Below are 22,347 nucleotides of genomic sequence, written 5' to 3' on the forward strand. Positions count from 1 at the left end.
CCCTCGCCTTAGGATTTGGCTTTCGGCATCTGGGAAACCAGCGACAGGTTGACGTCCATCCCTTCCACCTGGAAGTGTGGCACGGCGTACAGCTTCACGCGGAAGAAGCCCGGATTATCCTCAATGTCTTCCACCACCACTTTCGCGTCACGCAGCGGGTGGGAAGCCTGCAGTTCGTCGCCCGGATCGGTCATTTCGGTCACCAGACTGCGCACCCAGGTATTGAGTTCTAATTCCAGCAGACGACGGTCTTTGGTGGTGCCGATATTTTCACGTTGAATGAGCTTCAGGTAGTGCGCAATACGCGACAGCAGGAAAATGTACGGCAGACGGGCATTGATACGGCTGTTGGCCGTTGCATCGGCGGTGTCATACAGGGCTGGTTTCTGGGTCGAGTTCGCCGAGAAGAAGCACGCGTAGTCGCGGTTCTTGTAGTAGGAGAGCGGAATGAAGCCGAGATTGGCGAATTCAAACTCGCGGGTCTCGGGGATCATCACCTCGGACGGAATCTTGACCTGATTGCCTGTGCCGAGGTCATACAGGTGGATAGGCAGATCCTGCACGGCACCACCGGCCTGCGGGCCACGAATTTGTACACACCAGCCGTTGTTGATGAAGCTGCGAACCATGTTGGATGCAAAGGCGAAGGATGCGTTGGTCCACAGGTACTTATCGTGATCCGGGCCTTTGACTTCTTCCACGTAGTTGAAGCTCCGCACCGGCACGGTATCCGGACCATACGGCAGGCGACCCAGCACGCGCGGCATCACCAGGCCGATATAGCGGGCATCGTCCGTCTCACGGAAGGATTTCCACTTAATGTACTCCGCACGGTCGAAGTAGTTACCAATGTCCTTGATGGCCGCCACTTCCTCCATCGAATCCTTGAGGAAAAATTTCGGGCCGGCAGAGCCGATAAACGGCATATGTGCTGCAGCAGACACTTTAGAGATGTTGCGCAGGAGCGCGACATCCTGCGCAGACGCATCAAACTCATAAGCGGAAATCAGCGCAGCGATCGGCTCTCCACCCGGTGTGTCATACTCATCGATATATGTGTGTTTATACAGTCCACTCTGAATGATTTCCGGGCTGTCTTCGAAGTCCTGACGCAGATCTTCTTTAGACATATCCAGCAGTTCAACTTTCACGTTCTGGCGGAAATCGGTTTTGTCGACCAGCGATTTCACGCCGCGCCACAGGCTCTCCACTGCCTGGAATTCTTCGCTATGCATTACCGCATCCAGCTGACGGCTAATCTGGTAGTCCAGCTCCGCGATATGGTGGTCAATCAGGTTTTTGTCGAGTTTTTCAACCTTTGAGCCTGATTTTGTCAGGCACTCCAGGAACACCTGCATCCCGGCCGTTAATCGTTCATCCGCGGTCGCATCCGACATCGCCTGCGCGTCCTGCCAGATATCCAGCGCACTCAGCTCAGAGACCGGATTCAGGTTGATTTTTTCAAACAGAGAGGCATAAACCCCGCCCGCAGCAGGACGTTCCAGCACCACACTCTCGCTACCTGCGGCATTCTCATTTTTTACAGACATCAGCATCTTCCTTTTAAATCCGTTAAATCATCGTGACCGTTATGGCTGCTTAGGTGCCAGGGCTGAAAGTTCGGCTCTGAGTTCTGCGCTTAACGCCGGGTCGAGCAGAATTTTTTCCAGCTCCTTTCGGAAAGCCTGATTGTCCAGCAGGTTTGCCTTTAAATCGCGCAGCAGGTTGCGCATGGAAAGCATCGCCTTCAGCTGAGGGATTTGTCGGGAAACCTGCTCCGGGGTGAAATCTTTCATGCTCTTGAAGGTCAGGCTGATGTTGTCTTCGCTACCGTCACCGGAAAGCGTGTTTTTAACGGTCAGATTGACTTTTGGGGAATATTCGGAAAGAACTGAGTCGAAGTTATTTTTGTTCAGGCTAACTTTTTTGCGCTCAGACAGGGGTGCAGACTCCTGACCATTACTGAAGTCGCCCGCCACCAGTAATTTCAGAGGAAGCTCGGTTTTCTTGCTGGCTCCACCCGTATGCAAATCAAGCTTTAAATTAATGCGTGCCTTTGGTATTTCGGACTGAAAAGAAGAGTTAGACATGGCTGTCCCTAATCTATTGAGTGATAGAAACCGTCACAGCCAGTGTCAAATATTAAGAACGGCTTACCCTGCCATAAAACATTCCTGCCATTAAACATTCATTGAAAAGCAGAACCTGCAGTCAGAAGCGAGTACATTCCATTTACTGGCGATATGACGTGATGAAAGAGCGTAAATCCGAAATTCATTTTTCAGATAAACACTCATGGCGCGAGTTTAAAAATAGTGGGTCAGCCAAAGGAAATGATAATATGTAACCACATGTAACAGGATAAAGTTGCCAGCAAAAATCTTATACTGATTTGATACATAAGATTTTTCTTAAGATTCTGCTTGTGAGGCGCATGATAGCTGGGAATAAAAAATGTTTCAGTAAGTAGTTCATTGCGGGATTAAGCAGAAAAATGACCCATAGCTAAAAAGTGCGGTTAATGCTTTTTTTTACAGGATCACGGCAGAAAGTGAAAACGGGAACCCACCCAAACAGGTTAGTTTTTATAATAAGAAATGTTAATGATTTTTGGCGCTATTATGCGCTGCTAATATTTCTGTTACCGCTAAGAAGTTCATCGACTTTCCCGACGACACGCCGAGGGCGTCATGCCATAAACCTGCCGGAAACGATGGCTGAAGTGGGCTGAAGAGTGGTAACCACACTGAAGGGCAATATCGGTCAGCGTCAGCTCGGGCCGCTCAAGCAACATCCTTGCACGATCCATACGACGGCGCATCACGAACTGGTGTGGTGCCTCGCTAGTGGTATGACGAAACATGCGGGCAAAGTGAAACTCACTCAATGCCGCTTCCTGCGCCAGCACCGCCAGGGTTAAAGGCTGATCGAGATGGGTTTCAATAAATTCCAGAACCCGCCGTAATACCACTGGAGCGAGTCCACCCCGCACCTGGGGCAGTCGCCATTTAACTTCACTGTAGTGCTGCAGCAGATGGGTCAGCAGGAGTGTTGATGCGCTGCTCAGCGTCAGCTGGCTGGCGGGCTGTTGCCAGTCGCTGCTCAGCAGAAAGTGTCGATAGAGCTGGGTAATGCGGTCATCAACAGAAAAGATTTTCTCATGCAGGTTTAACTGCGCCGGATTACGGTCCCAGACCCTTTCGGCCAGTTGCCGCAGCTGGTTCTCGCTGCAATAGAGATGAACAAAGGCGAGATCCGCACGCAGATCCCAGGTCGATTCCGTGCCAGCCGGCATCAGACAGAAGCGGTCCGGTGCGCCACCGTTACGCCAGCCATGCGGGGTTTTATGCCAGGTATCGTAGCCGCCCGCTACGTAAAGGCTCAGCGTGTGATGATCGCTGAGGTTTGTCACGCGATCGCCACTATTGAACCAGGCTGCCAGTTGAATGCCGCTGTGAAGCTGCACCTGATCACGCAGTTGTGCTTTGTGGCGTTGCAGCATTTCAAAGGTTTGATAGGTACGCATTGGAGCATCAGTTCAGATAAACAGAAGGCCAGTTTACGGATTGCAGGGGACAGAAAACAGGCCATATCGGGACGGGCGGCAAAAATGCGCAAGATTTTGCAAAACTTGCGCAATCCGCTGCAAGACCAGGGAGCGTTGCGGGTGCAGACTCGGCGTTTTAGGGTGGAGAATCTGGCAATGAACCTGTTTTTGTATCTCTCAGTCGTGCTGATCTGGGGCACGACCTGGATTGCGATTTATGCGCAACAGTCTGCGGGCATAGGGGCCGTAACTGTCGCTGTCTTCTGGCGTTTTTTGCTGGCCTCGCTGGTCATGTTATTGCTGCTTAAGCTGATAAAGCGTCTGCACAGGCTGACGCTGCGCGATCATCTCTTCTGCATGCTCCAGGGCTGCAGCGTCTTTGGCTTCAACTTTGTCTGCTTTTATTACGCTTCCGGCTATATCAGCAGCGGACTGGAGTCGGTCATTTTCTCGATGGCCGTGATGTATAACGCCATTAACAGCTGGATATTTTTCCGTCAGCGCCCTTCCGCACGTCTGATTCCGGCCATCGTGCTGGGCATGGCAGGCATTGTGGCGTTGTTCTGGCACGATCTGCGCAGCACGCAGGCCTCTGCCGGGCTGATGTGGGGCATTGGGTTAAGTGCGCTGGGCACACTGGGATTTTCATTCGGCAATATGATCAGTCAGCGGCATCAGCGTCTGCAACGTGACGTGCTGACAACTAACAGTTACGGCATGTTATACGGTGCGCTGATCATGGCACTGGTCTCGCTGCTGCAGGGTGTTTCGCTGCAGCCGACATGGAATACACAGTGGTTTGGGGCATTGCTCTATCTGGCTATCGTGGGATCGGTGATGGGTTTCGGCGCTTACTTCACACTGGCGGGACGCATCGGCGCCAGTCGGGCTGCCTATACAACGGTCCTGTTTCCGCTGGTTGCGCTGGCACTCTCTACGCGCTTTGAGGGGTATGAGTGGCATGTCAGCGCCATCCCTGGCCTTGTCATGATTCTGCTGGGCAATATCGTGATGTTTGCCCGCTGGCCGGCAAGCCATTGCCGGGTCACTACCTGACACGGAGCGGGCTCAGACCCGCGTCCGGATGGGCATTACGCCCACTGCTGCTGAAGAAGTTTCTGTGGTTGATTGATCGCTTTACGCGCAATCCAGTAAAGCAGAACACGCTCATCGTCACTATCACGATCGGCCATCGACAGCAGTTTTAATGCCAGCGTCGATTTGGTCACAGGCTGTTGTTCTGTACTGAGTTCAATCACCGCCTGACCGATGATGCAGCAAACGTCATCCTCACTGGTACTGGATTCATATGTCCGGTCTTTCATATTTCCTCCTGTTAAGTGAACTGTAAGCATGGCAAATAATCTGTAAACCTGCTCACAGAAAGAGCTATCTGAAACATTATCTTACGGCTAATTACGCTTAATCATTAACATGCCACTTTGCTTACTAGTGACGCAGTGTCGCGCCCCCTTTTGATGTCATTCATACCGCCTGAATGGCATTTCATTCCCTGATACGTTCCGTTCATACCTTTGCTGCTCACGCGCGCGAATCACTGTTTTATTCTGACCGCAGTTTCCAGATTCCCGGACGGGAGAGATAAATTATGAACCAGACTCAACAGGCGTCTTACCAGCGTTCCCGCTGGCTTACATTGTTCGGAACGGTTATTACTCAGTTTGCGCTGGGGTCAGTTTATACATGGAGTTTGTTTAACGGCCAGCTGTCACAGAAGCTGGATGCACCGATCAGTCAGGTCGCATTTTCCTTTGGCCTGCTGAGCCTGGGTCTGGCTATCGCCTCTTCACTGGCCGGAAAATTACAGGAACGTTTTGGCGTACGCCGCGTCACTATTGGCGCGGGTGTACTGATGGCGCTGGGCTTCTGGCTCACCGCGCAGGCTAATAACCTGATGATGCTCTACTTCAGTGCCGGACTGTTGGTTGGTCTGGCCGATGGCGCCGGTTATCTGATGACGCTCTCAAACTGTGTGAAATGGTTCCCGGAGCGTAAGGGGATGATCTCGGCCTGTGCAATTGGCGCTTACGGCCTTGGCAGTCTGGGATTCAAGTTTATCTGCGGAACACTGCTGGTGACGGTCGGTCTGGAGCAAACCTTTATGATATGGGGCGTGCTGGCCATGTCGATGATTATTCTCGGTGCGCTGCTGATGCGTGAAGCGCCACTGCAACAGACCGGAACCACCGCTAAAGGTCAGCAACATGCGCGGGATTACACGCTGGCCCAGTCAGTGCGTCTGCCGCAGTACTGGATGCTGGCGCTGATGTTCCTGACCGCCTGTATGAGTGGACTCTATGTGATAGGGGTTGCCAAAGATATCGGCGAAGGTCTGGTGCATCTCTCCACGCAGACTGCTGCCAGCGCGGTAACGGTGATTGCAATTGCCAACCTGAGTGGCCGTCTGGTGCTGGGTGTGCTCTCTGACAAAATGCTGCGCATCCGGGTCATTTCGCTGGCGCAAATTGTGTCGCTGATTGGTATGAGTGTGCTGCTGTTTACCCGGATGAATGAGGTCACCTTCTTCCTGTCACTCGCCTGTGTGGCCTTCAGCTTTGGCGGGACCATTACGGTGTTCCCGTCGCTGGTCAGTGACTTCTTTGGACTCAACAACCTGACAAAAAACTATGGCCTGCTCTACCTGGGCTTTGGTATCGGAAGCGTGCTGGGATCGCTGGTCGCCTCGCTGTTTGGTGGTTTCACCGTTACCTTCAGCCTGATTATGACGCTACTGGTCATCTCCCTGTTTCTGTCGCTTACCATTCGCCTGCCGCAAAGTCCCGTCACAACAGAACCTGTGTTGCAACGTCACTAATCACGGGCAACGACCACGGGCCGCCATTACGCGGCCCGTTAACGTTTAGCCGCGGAATCGCGGCTCTGCTATTCCTGCCACCGCGACGTCCACGGCAAAGATATCGCCGGACTGCGGATAGCGCGCCAGTTCCTCTTTGGTGCGATCTTCACGTGAACTGGTAATAAACAGCGTTTTAAGATCGGCCCCGCCAAAGGCCACCATGGTTGGCCACTTCACCGGCAGCAGAATCTCATCGACAATGTCACTGCTCTGCGGATCGATACGCACCACGCGTCCGCCATCAAACTGTGCTGACCAGTAGAAACCTTCGCTATCCACCGCGGCACCATCCGGTAATCCACCTTTCGCGTCGAAACGGCGGAACAGGGTGCGTTCGCCCGGTTCGCCCTGCGCGTTTAATGGATAGCGATAGAGCGATTCATTCGGCGTGTCACTGTGATACATCCAGCGCAGGTCGGGAGAGAAGGCCAGCCCATTGGAAATTTTAATATCACGCGCTTTGACCTCCAGTTTCAGGTCAGGCGTCACGCGGCACAGCAGCCCGCCATTTTTATCCTGCGGTTCCCACAGGCTGCCGCACCAGAAGTTACCCCACGGATCCACACGGCCATCATTAAATCGACTCTTAGCGGCCACACCGGGATTCTCTGCAATCTTTTTCTCGGGTTTACCCTGCGCATCCAGCAGCCAGACACCGTTGCGCAATGCGGCTATCAGCCCGCCCTGCTCACGCAGACCGATGCATCCCACCTCTTCCGCCTGCGGGAAGGTTTGCAGTTCACCGCTGACCGGATCAAAACGGTGAATGGCGGATGCCAGAATATCGACACAGTACAGCACCTGTTCTTCCACTGACCAGAGCGGGCATTCGCCCAGTTCAGCCTGTAAAGCCAGAATATTTTTTACGTTATGCGCCATGTTTCTCTCCCATTGAAATGACATGCTAATAATGTAGTGGTAAAAACTTTCAAATGAGAATTATTTTCGCTTGATTTTAAGACTATTCTCTTTGATAGTATTTATTATTCAGTTGATTCCGATTTTTTTATTTCCTGCCGCTGAAGAACAGAGCGATCTGAAATATTCCGTCATATCTTCTTAAATAACTCTACAAAGCCTGCATCTTCACTCCACTTTTACAGCGTAGTGTCATAGTCATTGGAAAAGAGGAGAAGCTTCCGATGAAGAGATTAATTAAAGTCGCTTCGGTGGTTGCGCTGATGACCTTATTAAGTGGTTGTATCATCAGCCCCAGACACGACAATGGCTGGCATCGCGGGGGTGGCGGCGGATATCATGGAGGCTACTATGGAGGTTATCACGGTGGGTATCATGGCGGTCACCATCGCCGCTAACGGGCAAAGATGTCACACAGCATAAAATAAAAGCAGTAACTTTAAGGGCGGGATAATTATCCCGCCCGTTTTATTTAGCTTTTCACAGCATAATTACACTGGAACCACGCTTTCTGCAGTCCCGGAATATGACTCTCCTGCGCAGGTAACGCCTCGACTTTATCAAAGCCTTTATTGCTGCAGTAATTCGCCAGATCAATATCCATTGCATCACGATTGACCTTTACCGGGTCATAACGGTACTGCACGGTATTTGAGCTAGGATCTTCATCAACGCGTTCAAATGCCCCGGGTTTGCTGGCGGTACATCCACTCAGCAGAATCAGCGCCAGTGCGCCGGTAATTAATTTTTTCATTTAGTTATCCTCACGTTGTCACGCAGTGTATGACGCAGCATGCCACGCATCCATAGGATTAATGCGCGAAAAATCAAAAATTGAGAAGCTTTAGCCGATTAATTCAATACGATTAAACGGCTATTACTATCAGTCCAAAAGTGACAGGATATATTCAGACCAAACGAAGACTGCACCACACCAGGAAATGCCAAAAATAAAAATCTGTTCCTCTCTCTTCCCTGCCCGCGTTTAGCGGGCTTTTTTTCGCCCGCTAAACGCGAGTTTACTGGCCGGTCAGTGCCACCATTTTACGTAACAGGTTAGCGGCGCGCTTATCAGGTAATGCCAGAACGGCGCTGTAGAGGTCAATTGACATGGCACATAGCGAAGAGCGATCCACCGCCGTGTCGGCAGGCATATTCAGTTGCTGCAGTTTGTCGCCCCACTTCAGATAAAGCCGGCCGACAATCTTTTGCAGATCATCCTGCGCCTGAGCCTTATCAAGGGGCTGCTCGGGTGGCGGACTATTGAGCAGCAGCAGCTCCATGGCATCGGCCTCTTTCTGATTCAGCGAGGCTGGAAGTGTGGTCTGCAAATTGATGCCACCACTGACCTGCGGATAGAGATAACGGAAGCAGAGGCCCGGATCGATCTGGTTCAACGCGCGCATTTCTTCTACCGAGACGCTGATATAGTTAACGACCGCCGCATCTGTTCCGCGCATCAGTCGCTGATTAATCACCTCAATCAGCCAGCCACGCAGTTCACCTGTCGCCCTTTCAGGCTGCTCGCCCGCACGGATCCGCCGGGTCAGCTCCTGAGTCAGCAACAACCATAATGCTGGTTCCTGCGTCTGCAATACCCGATAGCCCGGCATCTTTGCCAGCTGATTCACCGCCTGCTCATGCTGAGCAGTCTGCTGCTGATGCGGCGCGACCCAGCTGAACCAGAGCAGATTTGCCAGTATCAGTGGCAACAGAAAGAGGATCAGCCCCTGCCACAAACGCAGCCGGGTGGTTCTGATCAGCACAATGATAATCAGCGCCAGCAGCGTAAACGCGGCCAGCGTAATAAAAAACAGAGAGTTCATGCTGCGCGATTAATCCTTACGCACATCGATCAGCACAGGACAGTGAGCACGCTCAATAACTGATGCGCTGACCGAGCCTTTTAACAGCCGATTAAAAGAGGAGAGATGGCGACGTCCCATGATAATCATGCTGGCTTTAAGCTGTTGCGACTGGGCAACGATGGTGTCTGCTGCGTCACCCGCCAGAATCATGCCACGCGCATTAATGCCCGCGCGCAATAACGGTGCCAGCGCATGGCGCACCACCATTTCCGCCGTATTCTGCTCATCCTGCGCCGCCACAAAATCGGCGGGATCTTCACCTGCATCGATTTCCATTGGCTGATTGCAGGAGGAGTAAGCAGGATCAACACAGCACAGCACCACCACATCGGCGCGATGCGCCAGCGCTTCTTCAATGGTTAAGGCAACCACTTTCTCCGCGACCGGAGAGTGATCAATAGCCATCAGCAGGGTTTTCATCAGATGCTTATCCTTCTATCGCGGCGACTTTGCCGATTTCACGCACCAGAGCCTCTTTGCACTTCAGCATCTCGTCACGGAAACGGGCTTCGTGACGCAGAAAACGTGCAGAGGGCACCAGCAAAGAGACAGAAAAGCGACCAAACAGTGTATCCAGTGCAAACGCCATGGTAGAGATACCTTCCAGCGTTTCACCGCGATCCACAGCGATACCGGTTTCGCGCACTTCCCTGATAAGTTGCAGCAACTGCGGCAGCGTTTTCACCGTCATATCGGTTAATTCCTGCCAGCCCTCACCGACAATCGTCCGCACATCTTTTTCACACTCCAGCGCCAGCAGCGCCCGTCCACCGGAGGTGCTGTAGAGCGGCAGATTGAGTCCCATATGCGGAACCACCCGCAACTCCCGCGACGCCACCACGTGGTGAATAATCGCCAGCTGGCTGCCGCTGGCGCGCGCCAGTGAAACCGTCTCATTGGTGTCGGAAGAGAGTTTTTCCAGTAGCGGACTGACCAGATCGACCACGTCGGTGTGGACGCTGGAGATCAGTTTTAACAGTGCCGGACCCAGTCGCAGTCCACCCGCCCCGCTGCTGCGCACCAGCTCGGCGCTGTCAAGTGCGGCGACAATGCGCTGCACCGTTGAACGGGGGAGTTCTACCGCCTGAGCAATTTCGCCAAGGCTCATGCCGCCCGGCTGTTCGCCCAGCGCATTTAGAATTTTTGCCGCACGTGCGATGACCTGAATGCCGCCCGTTTTTTCATCCTCACGGCTGGAGGGTTGATGTGCCATAGCGTCGTCCTGTTTGAGCTGCCTTACTGTAGCGCGAATGCCGCACTTTTTACAGTCTGTACCACATTGCAATACAGCATACCGGGATGTAATATTACGCCCTGTATCACATCGCAGTACACTGCATCATAATAATGAGATCGCCTGCAATGAACGCTAAGCCAGCCGCCGCGCCGGCCCCTCATCCTTTTACTTTTCGACTGGCGTTTGGCCTGGTCGGCGTGCTCATTGCTGCGCTGACCTCCGGGCTGAACGATCGCGTCAGTGATATCGCGCTGGCAGATATCCGGGCTGCCATTGGCATCGGTTACGATCAGGGTAGCTGGATTATTTCCGGTTATCAGGCCGCAGAAGTCGCTGCCATGATGATCGCGCCCTGGTTTGCCGTCACTCTGTCGCTGCGGCGTTTCACCCTTGGCGTTTCGTCGGGATTTATGCTGACCGGCATTCTGCTGCCGCTGGTGCCTGACCCAACGCTGTTTATCAGCCTGCGCGTGCTGCAGGGCCTTTTTGGTGGCGCACTGCCGCCGATGCTGATGACCGTCGCCCTGCGCTTTCTGCCGCCGCCCTTTAAGCTGTTTGGTCTGGCGGGCTATGCCCTGACCGCGACGTTTGGCCCCAATATGGCGGCCTCACTGGCGTCGTTATGGACCGATCATGTCAGCTGGATGATGGTGTTCTGGCAGGTCGTGCCATTAATGCTCATTGCTATGGTGCTGATTAGCTGGGGGATACCGCAGGACCCGCTGCGTCCTGAACGCTTCCAGCAGATCGACCTGTTCGGCATGGTGACCGGCTGCAGTGCAGTCTCGCTGCTGGTTCTGGTGCTGACCCAGGGTGAGCGCCTGGACTGGCTGAACTCCCCACTGATCGTCGGTATGTTACTGACCGCGCTGCCGCTGCTGCTGGTTTTCCTGATTAATGAGTGGTTTCACCCGCTGCCTCTGTTTAAATTGCAGATGCTCCGCCGGCCAAATCTGGCGCATGGCTTACTGGGGCTGGCCTGCGTGCTCATCCTTGGGCTTTCTGGTTCTGCGCTGCCGTCGGCCTATTTTGCGCAGGTCAGCGGCTTTCGCACCCTGGAGTTTGCCCCGCTGGCGCTGGCAGTGGGCCTGCCGCAACTGCTGATCGCACCGCTGATTGCGGCCCTGCTGAATATCCGCTGGATCGACTGCCGCTGGATGCTGACGGCGGGCGTCGGCCTGCTGGTGACCTCCTGTCTGCTGGGCACACAGATCACCAGTGAGTGGGCGCGCCAGAATTTCTGGCTGCTGCAGATTCTGCAGGCGTTCGGACAACCGATGATTATTCTGCCGATACTGATGAGCGCCACCAGCGTGGTGGCTCCACCGGAAGGCCCGTTTGCCTCGGCGATGTTTAATACGGTGCGCGGCTTCTCCAGCATCGCCGCCTCTACGCTGGTTGAGGTTTTCCTCTCCCATCGCGAGCAGTTTCACTCCAGTATCCTGATTAATCAGGCCGCCAGTCGCAGCTGGCTGATGACAACGCCGACGGCCAGTCAGGCCAGCAGCAGCTTGCCGCTGTTGCCGGATGGCAGCATCAGCGCCAGCGAAAATCTCAGCGGATTCGCCACGCTGGTCCGGCATCAGGCCACGGTACTGAGTCTGAGCGACAGCTGGCTGATGCTGACCGGTTTTGCCGCGTGCCTGTTACTGCTTACCGCCATCCTGCCAAAACGGGTCTGGCCGCCTCAAACTTTGCTTCAAAACCCTTCCCGGAATAACTGAATATGCGTGCTTTCGAAATGAGAAGAACTCTGGTGCTCACACTGCTGCTGCTGGTGTTACTGGCCATCGCTTTTGCAGTCTGGTCAATGATGAGCGGCAACGATCACCGTACCAACGACGCTTACGTCAATGCGGACTACACCCTGGTGGCACCGAAAGTCTCCGGCTACATCAGCAATGTGCAGGTGCAGGATAATCAGCAGGTCAAAGCCGGCCAGTTGCTGGCAACGCTGGACGATCGTGACTATCGGGTGGCGCTGGAGAGTGCCGAGGCTGACCTGCAGGTGAGTCAGGCGAAACTGCTGAGCAGCCAGGCACAGCTGGAACAGCAGCAGTCGGTGATTGATCAGCAGAAAGCCAGCGTCGCGGCCAGCCAGGCGTCCGCGCAGTATGCCGGACAGAGCGCCGATCGCTACAACCGACTCTATAAAAGCGGCACTGTGGCCGCCGACGATCAGCAGAAAGCCAGCTCGAACCAGCGTTCAGCACTGGCAGCCGTGCATCAGAGTCAGGCTGCGCTGACGTCGGCAGTGAAACAGGTCGGCGTGCTACAGGCGGCGGTGCGTTCAGCGGAAGCGGATGTTGCCGCAGCTAAAGCCAGCGTCGATCAGGCCAGGCTGAACCTCTCCTACACGCGTATTACGGCGCCCGTTGACGGCATGGTGGGTCAGCGCTCGGTGCGGACTGGCGCTTACGTGTCAGCCGGAACCCGTCTGCTGGCGGTAGTACCCCTGCAGCAAACCTACATTACCGCTAACTACCTTGAAACGCAGCTAAGCGATGTGCGTCCGGGTCAGCGGGTACAGATTCGTGTCGATGCCCTGCCAGGCAAGACCTTCACCGGCCACGTGGACAGCATTGCGCCGGCCACCGGGGCAACTTTTTCCGCGATCGCCCCCGATAACGCCACCGGCAACTACACTAAAGTCGTTCAACGTCTGCCGGTTAAAATTGTGCTGGATAGTGACCAACAGCATCTGGCTCAGTTACGTGTCGGCATGTCGGCGATCCCGGACATTCAGGTGCCGTAAAATTGTGAGCAATATCTCAGAACGGACCTATTTCATTTAGGCAGGATTACGCGTAAATTAGCGCCTGATCCTGTTCTGAGTTATTCAGATCGACCCGGAAATGAGCAGACCATGACTGAAATGGTGATCTCTTTTCCACAGCTGTTCGCGTTGCACTGGTTTGGGATCGCCATCATCGTAACCGCTCAGAGGAGTTGCTTTGTGAAATATGCCTTGATGGGAATATCTTTTTTCGCGTTACTTTGGTTCGGAACCTTTGTTCTGCTGCTGAAGTAATGGCGTGACAGTGCCGCCACGGGGCGACCCTTGAGTCGCCCCTGCTGGCTGTCAGTTCTCTTCTTCTGTTTTCATGCTGCCTGGCAAAACGCCATCGGCACGAAACATCGCTTTAATTCCCCGTACTGCCTGACGAATGCGATCGCTGTTTTCAATCAGTGCAAAACGCACGTGCGTATCACCATAGTCGCCAAACCCGATACCGGGTGAAACACAGACTTTCGCCTCCTGCAGCATATGTTTGGCAAACTCCAGGGACCCCAGATGCGCATAGTGGTCCGGAATTTTTGCCCAGACATACATTGAGGCTTTCGGGTTATCTACCATCCAGCCCGCTTCATGCAATCCCTTGACCAGCACATCTCGACGCCGTTTATACTGCTCTGCGATGTCGCGAACACACTGTTGATCCCCTTCCAGCGCTGCAATCGCCGCCACCTGCAGCGGCGTAAAGGTGCCGTAGTCATGGTAACTTTTGATGCGTGCCAGCGCGGCGACCAGCTCTTTGTTGCCCACCATAAAACCGATGCGCCAGCCCGCCATGTTGTAGCTTTTTGACAGGGTAAAGAATTCGACGGCGACATCACGCGCGCCCGGCACCTGCATAATCGATGGCGCTTTCCAGCCATCGTAGACGATATCGGCATAGGCCAGATCGTGGATCACCAGCACGTTGTATTGTTTTGCCAGCGCAATTACCCGCTCGAAAAAGTCGAGCTCCACACACTGTGCGGTGGGATTAGACGGGAAGCCAAGGATCATCATTTTTGGCTTGGGGTAACTCTCGCGAATGGCGCGTTCCAGCTCATTGAAGAAGTCGACACCCGCCACCAGCGGCACTGAGCGTACCTGCGCGCCAGCAATCACCGCACCGTAGATATGAATCGGATAGCTAGGGTTTGGTACCAGCACGGTATCACCGTGGTCCAGCGTCGCCAGCATCAGGTGTGCCAGCCCCTCTTTGGAACCGATAGTAACAATTGCCTCAGATTCAGGATCGATTTCAACCTGGTAGCGATCGGCGTACCAGCGCGAAATCGCCCGGCGCAGACGCGGAATACCGCGTGAGGTGGAATAACCGTGGGTGTCGTCGCGCTGCGCTACCTGACATAACTTTTCGACGATGTGCGGCGGGGTCGGACCATCAGGGTTGCCCATTGAAAAGTCGATGATATCTTCGCCGCGCCGGCGCGCAGCCATCTTCAGTTCAGCGGTGATGTTGAAAACGTAAGGGGGTAAACGTTCAATACGTGAGAAACGACGGGGTGTGCTGTTATCAGCCATGATGACCTCTGGATTACGTAAGCGCCCGGACCATCCGAGCGACGCGGGTCACTGCGGTGACCCGTTACGAACATAACGCGGTGAGGATCATTTTGTCGAGGGGCAGAAAATATTTTTATTTTTGTGAATTCAGGCGTCCCAGCAGCCAATCGTTCACCCAGCAGCCGTTCAGTAGATAATTATCCCGTAGCGTGCCCTCCATCTGGAAACCGTTTTTCTCCAGAATCCGGCGTGACGCCCAGTTACCTTCAACCACCATCGCCTTGAGTTTATGGAAATCGGCTTCAAGCAGAAACTGACACAGCGCCGCCAGCGCCTCGCTGCCATAGCCCTGTCCGCAGTGGCGATGCAGCAGCATATAACCCACCTCGGCCTGACGGTGTGGCTCCCACTCGGGGCTGCAGCCAAACAGGCCAATTGGCTCACCGCTATCGCGTCGCCGTGCCACCAGACAAAGCATATGAAAACTGCCTGGCTGCCATGGAGCCAGACGCGCGGTGAAGCGCTGGCGAATATCCGCTTCATCGGGGATCTCGCTCACCCACGTCATCGTGTCGCGATCTTCATGGACAGCACGAAACAGTTGCCAGTCTTCTGGCTGTAATTTATTCAGGGTTAATCTGGCGGTGACAAGTTGCATCTGCTGCTCCCGATGGGCCGGTTTTCCAGCTGTCGCTGGCACGCGTCATCGCGCAACATAGCAAAACGACACCGCAGCGACCAGCGTTCGCAGGCTGAAAAACTGTTCCCCTTTATTGCACTCAACCTTTCCTCTTTTTATGCACAGGCCTCAAAAATTGATCTGAAACATGAAGTCCCGGCGTGATGGTGCGGGGCGCTAGCGGTTCGCGATCACATTTTTTATCATAGGCACACTTTCCATTGCTGACGAGCCGCCTGTGTCCTCCCACTTCACGATGTTACTGGCAGTATTTGACCGCGCCGCCCTGATGTTGATCTGCCTGTTCTTCCTGACGCGCACCCGCCCGTTTCGTCAGCTGCTTCAAAAAGATGAACACACGCGCGCAGAGAAAATGGCGGTAACCGCCATCTTTTCCCTGTTTGCGCTGTTCAGTACCTGGTCTGGGGTCAATGTCGACGGTTCGCTGCTGAATGTGCGTGTCATTGCCGTGATGGCGGGTGGCATTCTGTTTGGTCCCTGGGTCGGCATCGCCACCGGTATTATTGCGGGGCTGCACCGTTTTCTGATCGATATTCACGGCGTGACCTCCGTGCCCTGTCTGATTACCAGCATCATTGCCGGTATCGTCGCGGGCGGCATTAATCGCCGGGTGCTGAAAGAGCATCGCTGGCGCGCCGGTATTGTCGGCGGCATGCTGTGTGAAGCCCTGACGATGTTGCTGATCGTCCTGTGGGCGCGGCCAACCTCACTCGGGCTGGCGATTGTGTCAGAAATTGCCCTGCCGATGATCCTCGGTGCCTCCAGTATCGGTATCATTGTGTTGCTGGTGCAGAGCGTTGAGGGAGAGAAAGAGGCGATTGCCGCCCGTCAGGCCAAGCTGGCGCTGGAGATCGCCAACAAAACCCTGCCGCTGTTTCGTCAGGTGAACAGCGACTCACTTCGCAACATCTGTGACATTATCCGGCGGGAGATCAAAGCCGATGCGGTGGCGATGACCGACAAGAAACAGATTCTGGCTTACGTCGGCTATGGCGAAAATAACTATCAGCATGGGGATGATGGCATCAGTCCCACCACCGCGCAGTCGATCGCCAGCGGTAAAATTATCATTAAGAACAACGATGAAGCGCACCGCACCAAAGATATCCATTCGATGATCGTCATCCCGCTGTGGGAAAAAGGCAAAGTCACCGGCACGCTGAAAATCTACTATCGCCGCGCGCACCGTATTACCGGCTCGCTGAAGGAGATGGCCATAGGCCTGTCGCAAATCATCTCTACACAGCTTGAAGTGTCACGTGCCGAGCAGCTGCGAGAGATGGCCAATAAAGCGGAACTGCGGGCGCTGCAAAGTAAAATAAATCCCCATTTCCTGTTCAATGCCCTGAATGCCATTTCCTCTTCTATCCGGCTTAATCCCGATACTGCCCGCCAGCTGGTGATTAACCTGTCACGCTACCTGCGCTACAACCTGGAGCTGAACGATGATGAGTTGATCGATATCCGTAAGGAGCTGTGGCAGGTCAAAGATTACATCGCCATTGAGCAGGCGCGGTTTGGCGATAAGCTGACGATGATCTATGACGTAGACGAAGATCTGCATTTTCTGCTGCCAAGTCTGCTGATCCAGCCGCTGGTGGAGAATGCGATTGTGCATGGCATCCAGCCCTGTAAAGGCAAAGGCGTGGTAACGCTGAGCGTTCGGGATCGGGGCGATAAGGTGCAGATCTCGGTGCGGGACACCGGCCAGGGCATCAGTGACGAAGTCATGGCAAGAGTGGCGCGCAATGAGATGCCCGGTAATAAAATCGGCCTGCTCAATGTGCATCATCGGGTAAAACTCCTGTCAGGTCAGGGACTGAACATCGTGCGACACCAGCCGGGCACCGAGATTTCCTTTACGCTGAGTAAGAATGGCCAGCGGCTGGCGGAGAATCTGTTATGAAAGCCATTATTGTGGAAGATGAATTCCTGGCGCAGCAGGAGTTGAGCTGGATGATTCAGCATCACAGCAAAATCGAGATTGAAGCCTGCTTTGATGATGGCCTCGACGTGCTGAAGTATCTGCAACAGCATCGGGTTGATGTGATTTTTCTCGACATCAATATTCCTTCGCTGGATGGCATGCTGCTGGCACAGAATATCCATCAGTTTGCGCACAAGCCGCTGATTGTCTTTATCACCGCATGGAAAGAGCATGCGGTGGAGGCGTTTGAGCTGGAGGCGTTTGACTACATTCTCAAGCCTTATCAGGAGTCGCGGATTGTCACCATGCTGAACAAGCTGGAAGCCACTGCACAGGCGCAGCAGGCGGTCAGCCATCTCAGCGCCACGCCAGCACCGCAGACGGTCAACCTGATCAAAGATGAGCGTATTATCGTCACGGACGTGAACGACATTTACTATGTAGAAGCCCATGAAAAGCTGACGTTTGTGTACACGCGGCGTGAGTCTTACGTGATGTCGATGAATATTACCGAATTCTGTTCACGTCTGCCGGAACAACAGTTCTTCCGCTGCCACCGCTCTTACTGCGTCAGCCTCAGCAAGATTCGTGAAATCGAGCCGTGGTTTAACAACACTTATCTGTTGAAGCTGCGCGATCTGGAGTTTCAGGTACCGGTGAGCCGCAGCAAGGTGAAGCAGTTTCGGCAGCTGATGCGCCTGTAGCAAAGGAGAGAGGGGAATGTCTCAGGAGAGCGAGTACTGAAACTGAGAGTGATTTCCCGATCCTGTCCTGCTGAAGCAGTCAGGTCGGGAAAATCGATCGCGCGCAAAGTGGCCGTGCGCGCGAGGTGAAACTGAATCAGATAATGCGACCCAGCGTCTGGCGCAGATGCGCGCCCGCGCCCAGCAGGCCAGGCTGATCGTGCGTGATCATATAGACCGGGATACTGGCAACATAGTCGCGGAAGCGGCCTTTATCTTCGAAAGCAGCACGGAAACCTGACGCCTTAAAGAACTCCAGGAAACGTGGCACGATGCCACCCGCAATGTAGACGCCACCAAAGGTGCCGAGGTTCAATGCCAGATTGCCGCCGAAACGGCCCATAATGACGCAGAACATCGACAGCGCCCGACGGCAGTCGATGCAGCTGTCATCCAGCGCACGCTGGCTGACATCTTTAGGCTTCAGGTTTTCCGGCACACGATTATCAACTTTAACAATCGCACGATAGAGGTTGACCAGACCGGCACCGGACAGGATACGTTCTGCTGAAACATGGCCCAGCTCTTCACGCAGCACTTCCAGAATTTGATCTTCTTCTTCGCTGTTGGCGGCGAAATCGACATGACCGCCCTCGCCAGGCAGGCTGACCCAGCGTTTGTCCACATGCACCAGATGGCTGACGCCTAATCCGGTACCGGCACCATAAATCGCAATAGGCTTGTCTTTAACCGGGGCTGTGCCGCCAAACTGAATTACGTTGTCGGCGGTCAGCATCGGAATCGCCATGGATACCGCAGTGAAGTCGTTAATGATTTCCAGGTGTTCAAAACCGATGTTCTCTTTGAGCTTGCGCGTAGAAAACGCCCAGTCATGGTTGGTCATTTCAACCCAGTCATCGGTAATCGGGCAGGCGATAGCGATACAGCCATCTTTAACATCCTGCTGTTGTTCATCAAGATAGTGGCGGATGACGGCTTCGAGGCTGTCATATTCTGATGTTGAGAATGTTTTGGCCTGGGTGATGCTGCCGCTTTCCACCTCACACAGGGCGAGGCGTGCGTTAGTACCGCCGACATCGCCGACCAAGGCATAGGTTGTCATTCTTCTGTTGCTCCGCTTGGGGTCTTAAGAGTTGGAGGACACTATAAATTTCTGCCCATAAAACAACAACGCTCACCGGTGCGATTGGTGAGCGTCTTACTCAGGTGTGCTACAGCCTAACCGCGATAGTCCACCCTGCACAGCGGCAACTATCTGAATCTTAGCCGCCGTTGCGTTGATTCAGGCAGGCGGTGACTTTTCGTAACAGTGGCGGCAAATCCTCTTTCTGCATGACCACCTCAACCAGCGACAGCCTTTGAGGCGCGGAAAGTCGCGCCATCACCTCGTCTAACTGTACGGTTTCACTGATGCGCCAGCTCTGCGCCTGGCCCTGCAGACTCAGTGCGTGCGGTAAGGCCGTCCAGTTCCACGGGGCAATATCATTATAACGCTGTGTTGCGCCATGAATGGCCCGTTCGACGGTATAGCCTTCATTATTCAGCAAAAAGAGTATCAGTCGCTGCTCATCACGCAGCATGGAACCCAGTTCCTGAATCGTCAGCTGCGCCGAACCGTCTCCGATAATCAGGATAACCCGGCGATCGGGGTCAGCGGTTTGCGCGCCAAACGCTGCCGGAAGAGTATAGCCGATTGATCCCCATAATGGCTGAACCACCAGCTGCGCCTGCGAGGGCAGTCGTAACGCGGCGGCACCAAAAGCGGCTGTCCCCTGCTCTGCCAGAATCAGGTCGCCGGGTTGCAGAAATTTCTGCATCGCCTGCCAGAAAGCCTGCTGACTGATCACGGCTGCCGGTTCATCCGGTTGCACGGCAGACGGTGCTATGGCGGGCTGCCACTGCTGGCCGTAGTGTTCAAACAGCGGTTGCAGTTCGCTAAGCGCATCCGCCATCGACAACGGCGCAAAATGTTCCTTGCCCACGCTGGCGCTGAAGGGTTGCAGATCGATCAGTCGCTCAGGCGCAAACTGCTGCGTGAAGCCTGCAGTAATGGTGTCGGTGAAACGCACCCCGACGCAGATCGCCACATCCACCTGCTCAATTTGCCCGCACACCTGACCTGCGCTGGCTTCACCGGCATAGGTTCCGACGTAACCTGGCTGCTGCTCATCCAGTACACCTTTGCCCATCAGCAGGCTGGCGCAGGGAATTGCGCTCTTTTCACGCAGCGCGGCCAGCGCAGACTGCTGCTGCCAGCGCAGTGCCAGAAAATCGGCCAGCAGTGAAACGCGCTCTGCTGGTGCCAGCAACCGCTCCGCCGCGTCGCGGAAAGCACGACGCGCCTCGGGCGAAGAGGATTGATGGGGGTTCAGGGGCTGAACAGGGGGCTGCACCTCTATAGCCGCCACGTCGACGGCCAGCGACAGATAGCCGGGACGACGGGCCTGTAACGCGTGCTCTATCACCCTGTCAATTTCAGCAGTGGCATTATCGGCAGTAAGTTGTGCCGTTGCGGCACTGACTTCGGCGGCCATGCGTATGAAATGCCGGAAATCGCCATCGCCCAGCGAATGGTGGACACAGTCACCCTGTAACTGTGCTGAAGTCGCTGGTGCGCCAACGATATGGATCACCGGCAGATACTCTGCATAACTGCCTGCAATGCCGTTAATCGCGCTGAGTTCGCCAACACCAAAGGTGGTTAATAGCGCCCCAGCACCGTTGCTGCGTGCATAGCCGTCCGCCGCATAGGCGGCATTAAGCTCGTTGGCACAGCCTACCCAACGGATGTCCGGATGGTCGATGACCCGATCAAGAAACTGCAGGTTATAGTCGCCCGGTACGCCAAACAGATGCTTTATACCTATCTCCTGCAGACGGGTCAGCAGGTAATCTCCAATAGTGAATGTGGACATTGCACAATCCTTTCAGGGAAGAGTTGGGTTAAGTATCTGACAGCCGATGAAATTAGCGAGGAGGGCCACGATTTTCGCCAGCCGCATTGGCTGGAAAGGCGGCGTTACGCTGGCAGATTATTCTGTAAAAATGCGAACTGCTGCGCGCTGTCACTGAGTGTAACCGTATACACTGATAGACTTTTGGCACATATGCCCGTTTTTACTCAGGAGCGCTGAATGTCCTCTTTCCCCCATCCCGATCGCTATCAACAGATGCAATACCGTCGCAGCGGCCGCAGCGGCATTAAACTGCCCGCCATTTCGCTGGGGCTGTGGCATAACTTTGGTGACAGTACCCGGGTCGATAACAGCCGTGAGCTGCTGCGTCATGCGTTTGACCTCGGCATCACCCACTTCGACTTAGCCAATAACTACGGTCCGCCGCCGGGCTCAGCCGAAGAGAACTTCGGGCGTATTCTGCGGGAAGATTTTCGTACCCATCGTGATGAGCTGATCATCTCCACTAAAGCGGGCTATACCATGTGGCAGGGACCTTATGGGGATTGGGGTTCGCGTAAATATCTGGTCGCCAGTCTGGATCAGAGCCTGAAGCGAATGGGGCTGGACTATGTGGATATTTTCTATCATCACCGTCCCGATCCGGAAACCCCGCTGGAAGAGACAATGCGCGCGCTGGATCATGTCGTGCGCCAGGGCAAAGCGCTTTACGCTGCCCTCTCTAACTATCCGGCCGATCTCGCCGCCGAAGCGATAGCTATCCTGCGCGATCTCGGCACCCCTTGTCTGATCCACCAGCCGCGCTATTCGATGTTTGAACGAACGCCTGAACAGGGATTGATTCAGACGCTGGGCGATGCGGGCGTCGGCTGTATCGCCTTCTCGCCGCTGGCAGGCGGCGTGCTCACCGATCGCTACCTGCAGGGCATCCCGGAAGATTCGCGTGCGGCCAGCGGCAGCAAGTTCCTGAGTGAAAGTCAGTTGACGGATGAGAAGATGGAAAAGGTCCGCAGGCTGAATGTGATTGCGCAGCAGCGCGAGCAGAAGCTGGCGCAGATGGCGCTGGCGTGGGTATTGCGCGACGATCGTGTCACCTCGGTGCTGATTGGTGCCAGTAAAACGGCTCAGATTGATGACGCGGTGGCAATGCTCGCCCGACGTCAGTTCAGCGACACGGAGTTAGCGGCGATTGACGCGGCCCTGCTGTAATTTTTCCCCGCCCGGCGCAGGCCGGGTGTTTTCTCACCAGAATAGTCTCAATCCCCTTTCTCTCCCCAATTTCCTCACAATCTTCCGACACAATGATGCGGTAACGACAGCATTACGCAGGCATAATCACTGCGCCGCAACAGCATC

The 22,347-nt window shown here is 54.6% G+C and carries 21 protein-coding genes; 8 read left to right on the top strand and 13 right to left on the bottom strand.

Features of this window, described 5'->3' with window-relative positions; all coding sequences use genetic code 11:
- Nucleotides 1-8 precede the first annotated feature (8 nt).
- The 3 genes from tssC to N1689_RS11780 form a co-directional block, all read right to left on the bottom strand.
- Nucleotides 9-1,556 carry a type VI secretion system contractile sheath large subunit gene (gene tssC / locus N1689_RS11770; RefSeq protein WP_260058954.1) on the bottom strand — a complete coding sequence of 516 codons (1,548 nt, stop codon included), beginning with the start codon at nt 1,554-1,556 and terminating at the stop codon, nt 9-11.
- A gap of 33 nt (nt 1,557-1,589) precedes the next feature.
- Nucleotides 1,590-2,090, bottom strand: a complete 501-nt coding sequence (tssB, locus tag N1689_RS11775) for a type VI secretion system contractile sheath small subunit (RefSeq protein WP_161736652.1) — start codon at nt 2,088-2,090, stop codon at nt 1,590-1,592.
- 566 nt (nt 2,091-2,656) lie between these two features.
- Complete coding sequence (locus N1689_RS11780) at nt 2,657-3,526, bottom strand: helix-turn-helix domain-containing protein (protein WP_161735049.1); 870 nt, start codon at nt 3,524-3,526, stop codon at nt 2,657-2,659.
- A 177-nt stretch (nt 3,527-3,703) separates the two neighbouring features.
- Between N1689_RS11780 and N1689_RS11785 the strand changes: the two genes are divergently transcribed.
- Complete coding sequence (locus N1689_RS11785) at nt 3,704-4,603, top strand: DMT family transporter (protein ID WP_222925170.1); 900 nt, start codon at nt 3,704-3,706, stop codon at nt 4,601-4,603.
- A gap of 35 nt (nt 4,604-4,638) precedes the next feature.
- Here the strand turns inward: N1689_RS11785 and N1689_RS11790 are convergent, their stop codons facing one another.
- On the bottom strand, nt 4,639-4,872 hold the full coding sequence (locus N1689_RS11790; protein ID WP_090958994.1) for a hypothetical protein: 234 nt from the start codon (nt 4,870-4,872) through the stop codon (nt 4,639-4,641).
- 284 nt (nt 4,873-5,156) lie between these two features.
- Between N1689_RS11790 and N1689_RS11795 the strand changes: the two genes are divergently transcribed.
- Nucleotides 5,157-6,383: an MFS transporter gene (locus N1689_RS11795; RefSeq protein ID WP_222925169.1), complete on the top strand. Its 1,227-nt coding sequence runs from the start codon at nt 5,157-5,159 to the stop codon at nt 6,381-6,383.
- Nucleotides 6,384-6,428: 45 nt separating this feature from the next.
- On the opposite strand, the gene N1689_RS11800 is transcribed toward N1689_RS11795, so the two are convergent.
- The 5 genes from N1689_RS11800 to N1689_RS11820 form a co-directional block, all read right to left on the bottom strand.
- A complete protein-coding gene (locus tag N1689_RS11800) occupies nt 6,429-7,304 on the bottom strand; it encodes an SMP-30/gluconolactonase/LRE family protein (protein ID WP_260058960.1) in 876 nt (291 codons plus the stop codon).
- Nucleotides 7,305-7,815: 511 nt separating this feature from the next.
- Nucleotides 7,816-8,097 carry a lipoprotein gene (locus N1689_RS11805; protein ID WP_161735060.1) on the bottom strand — a complete coding sequence of 94 codons (282 nt, stop codon included), beginning with the start codon at nt 8,095-8,097 and terminating at the stop codon, nt 7,816-7,818.
- Nucleotides 8,098-8,362: 265 nt separating this feature from the next.
- Nucleotides 8,363-9,169 carry a hypothetical protein gene (locus tag N1689_RS11810; protein ID WP_161735063.1) on the bottom strand — a complete coding sequence of 269 codons (807 nt, stop codon included), beginning with the start codon at nt 9,167-9,169 and terminating at the stop codon, nt 8,363-8,365.
- 9 nt (nt 9,170-9,178) lie between these two features.
- Nucleotides 9,179-9,631 (bottom strand): universal stress protein, encoded by a 453-nt coding sequence (locus N1689_RS11815; protein WP_013358635.1) that lies wholly within the window; start codon nt 9,629-9,631, stop codon nt 9,179-9,181.
- Nucleotides 9,632-9,638: 7 nt separating this feature from the next.
- Nucleotides 9,639-10,424 (bottom strand): IclR family transcriptional regulator, encoded by a 786-nt coding sequence (locus N1689_RS11820; RefSeq protein ID WP_222925166.1) that lies wholly within the window; start codon nt 10,422-10,424, stop codon nt 9,639-9,641.
- Between the two features lie 149 nt (nt 10,425-10,573).
- Here N1689_RS11820 and N1689_RS11825 point away from each other — a divergent pair, with 149 nt between their 5' ends.
- The 3 genes from N1689_RS11825 (at nt 10,574) to ypdK (ending at nt 13,479) form a co-directional block, all read left to right on the top strand.
- Nucleotides 10,574-12,172 carry an MFS transporter gene (locus tag N1689_RS11825; protein ID WP_253419572.1) on the top strand — a complete coding sequence of 533 codons (1,599 nt, stop codon included), beginning with the start codon at nt 10,574-10,576 and terminating at the stop codon, nt 12,170-12,172.
- A 2-nt stretch (nt 12,173-12,174) separates the two neighbouring features.
- Nucleotides 12,175-13,203, top strand: coding sequence for an HlyD family secretion protein (locus N1689_RS11830; RefSeq protein WP_222925164.1), 1,029 nt, complete (start codon nt 12,175-12,177; stop codon nt 13,201-13,203).
- Nucleotides 13,204-13,404: 201 nt separating this feature from the next.
- Nucleotides 13,405-13,479: a membrane protein YpdK gene (gene ypdK, locus N1689_RS11835; protein WP_099257831.1), complete on the top strand. Its 75-nt coding sequence runs from the start codon at nt 13,405-13,407 to the stop codon at nt 13,477-13,479.
- Between the two features lie 51 nt (nt 13,480-13,530).
- Here ypdK and alaC read toward each other — a convergent pair whose 3' ends face one another.
- Nucleotides 13,531-14,763, bottom strand: coding sequence for an alanine transaminase (alaC, locus tag N1689_RS11840; protein WP_161735074.1), 1,233 nt, complete (start codon nt 14,761-14,763; stop codon nt 13,531-13,533).
- Between the two features lie 115 nt (nt 14,764-14,878).
- The gene (locus N1689_RS11845; protein WP_161735077.1) at nt 14,879-15,403 is read right to left on the bottom strand and encodes a GNAT family N-acetyltransferase; all 525 of its coding nucleotides are present in this window, start codon (nt 15,401-15,403) and stop codon (nt 14,879-14,881) included.
- Between the two features lie 277 nt (nt 15,404-15,680).
- Here N1689_RS11845 and N1689_RS11850 point away from each other — a divergent pair, with 277 nt between their 5' ends.
- Both N1689_RS11850 and N1689_RS11855 read left to right on the top strand, forming a co-directional pair.
- Nucleotides 15,681-17,351 carry a sensor histidine kinase gene (locus tag N1689_RS11850; RefSeq protein ID WP_161735149.1) on the top strand — a complete coding sequence of 557 codons (1,671 nt, stop codon included), beginning with the start codon at nt 15,681-15,683 and terminating at the stop codon, nt 17,349-17,351.
- Nucleotides 17,348-18,076 (top strand): LytTR family DNA-binding domain-containing protein, encoded by a 729-nt coding sequence (locus N1689_RS11855; RefSeq protein ID WP_003848909.1) that lies wholly within the window; start codon nt 17,348-17,350, stop codon nt 18,074-18,076. The genes N1689_RS11850 and N1689_RS11855 overlap by 4 nt, the downstream gene beginning before the upstream one ends.
- A 136-nt stretch (nt 18,077-18,212) precedes the next feature.
- Here N1689_RS11855 and glk read toward each other — a convergent pair whose 3' ends face one another.
- Together glk and ipdC are read right to left on the bottom strand one after the other, a co-directional pair.
- Nucleotides 18,213-19,178 (bottom strand): glucokinase, encoded by a 966-nt coding sequence (gene glk, locus N1689_RS11860; protein WP_013358641.1) that lies wholly within the window; start codon nt 19,176-19,178, stop codon nt 18,213-18,215.
- Nucleotides 19,179-19,338: 160 nt separating this feature from the next.
- A complete protein-coding gene (ipdC, locus tag N1689_RS11865) occupies nt 19,339-20,991 on the bottom strand; it encodes an indolepyruvate decarboxylase (RefSeq protein ID WP_260058964.1) in 1,653 nt (550 codons plus the stop codon).
- 219 nt (nt 20,992-21,210) lie between these two features.
- Between ipdC and mgrA the strand changes: the two genes are divergently transcribed.
- Nucleotides 21,211-22,200: an L-glyceraldehyde 3-phosphate reductase gene (gene mgrA, locus N1689_RS11870; RefSeq protein WP_260058965.1), complete on the top strand. Its 990-nt coding sequence runs from the start codon at nt 21,211-21,213 to the stop codon at nt 22,198-22,200.
- The last annotated feature ends 147 nt before the right edge of the window (nt 22,201-22,347 follow it).

Origin of the sequence: Pantoea sp. XY16 (assembly GCF_025153065.1) — a bacterium.
In the GTDB taxonomy this organism is placed as follows: domain Bacteria; phylum Pseudomonadota; class Gammaproteobacteria; order Enterobacterales; family Enterobacteriaceae; genus Pantoea; species Pantoea alfalfae.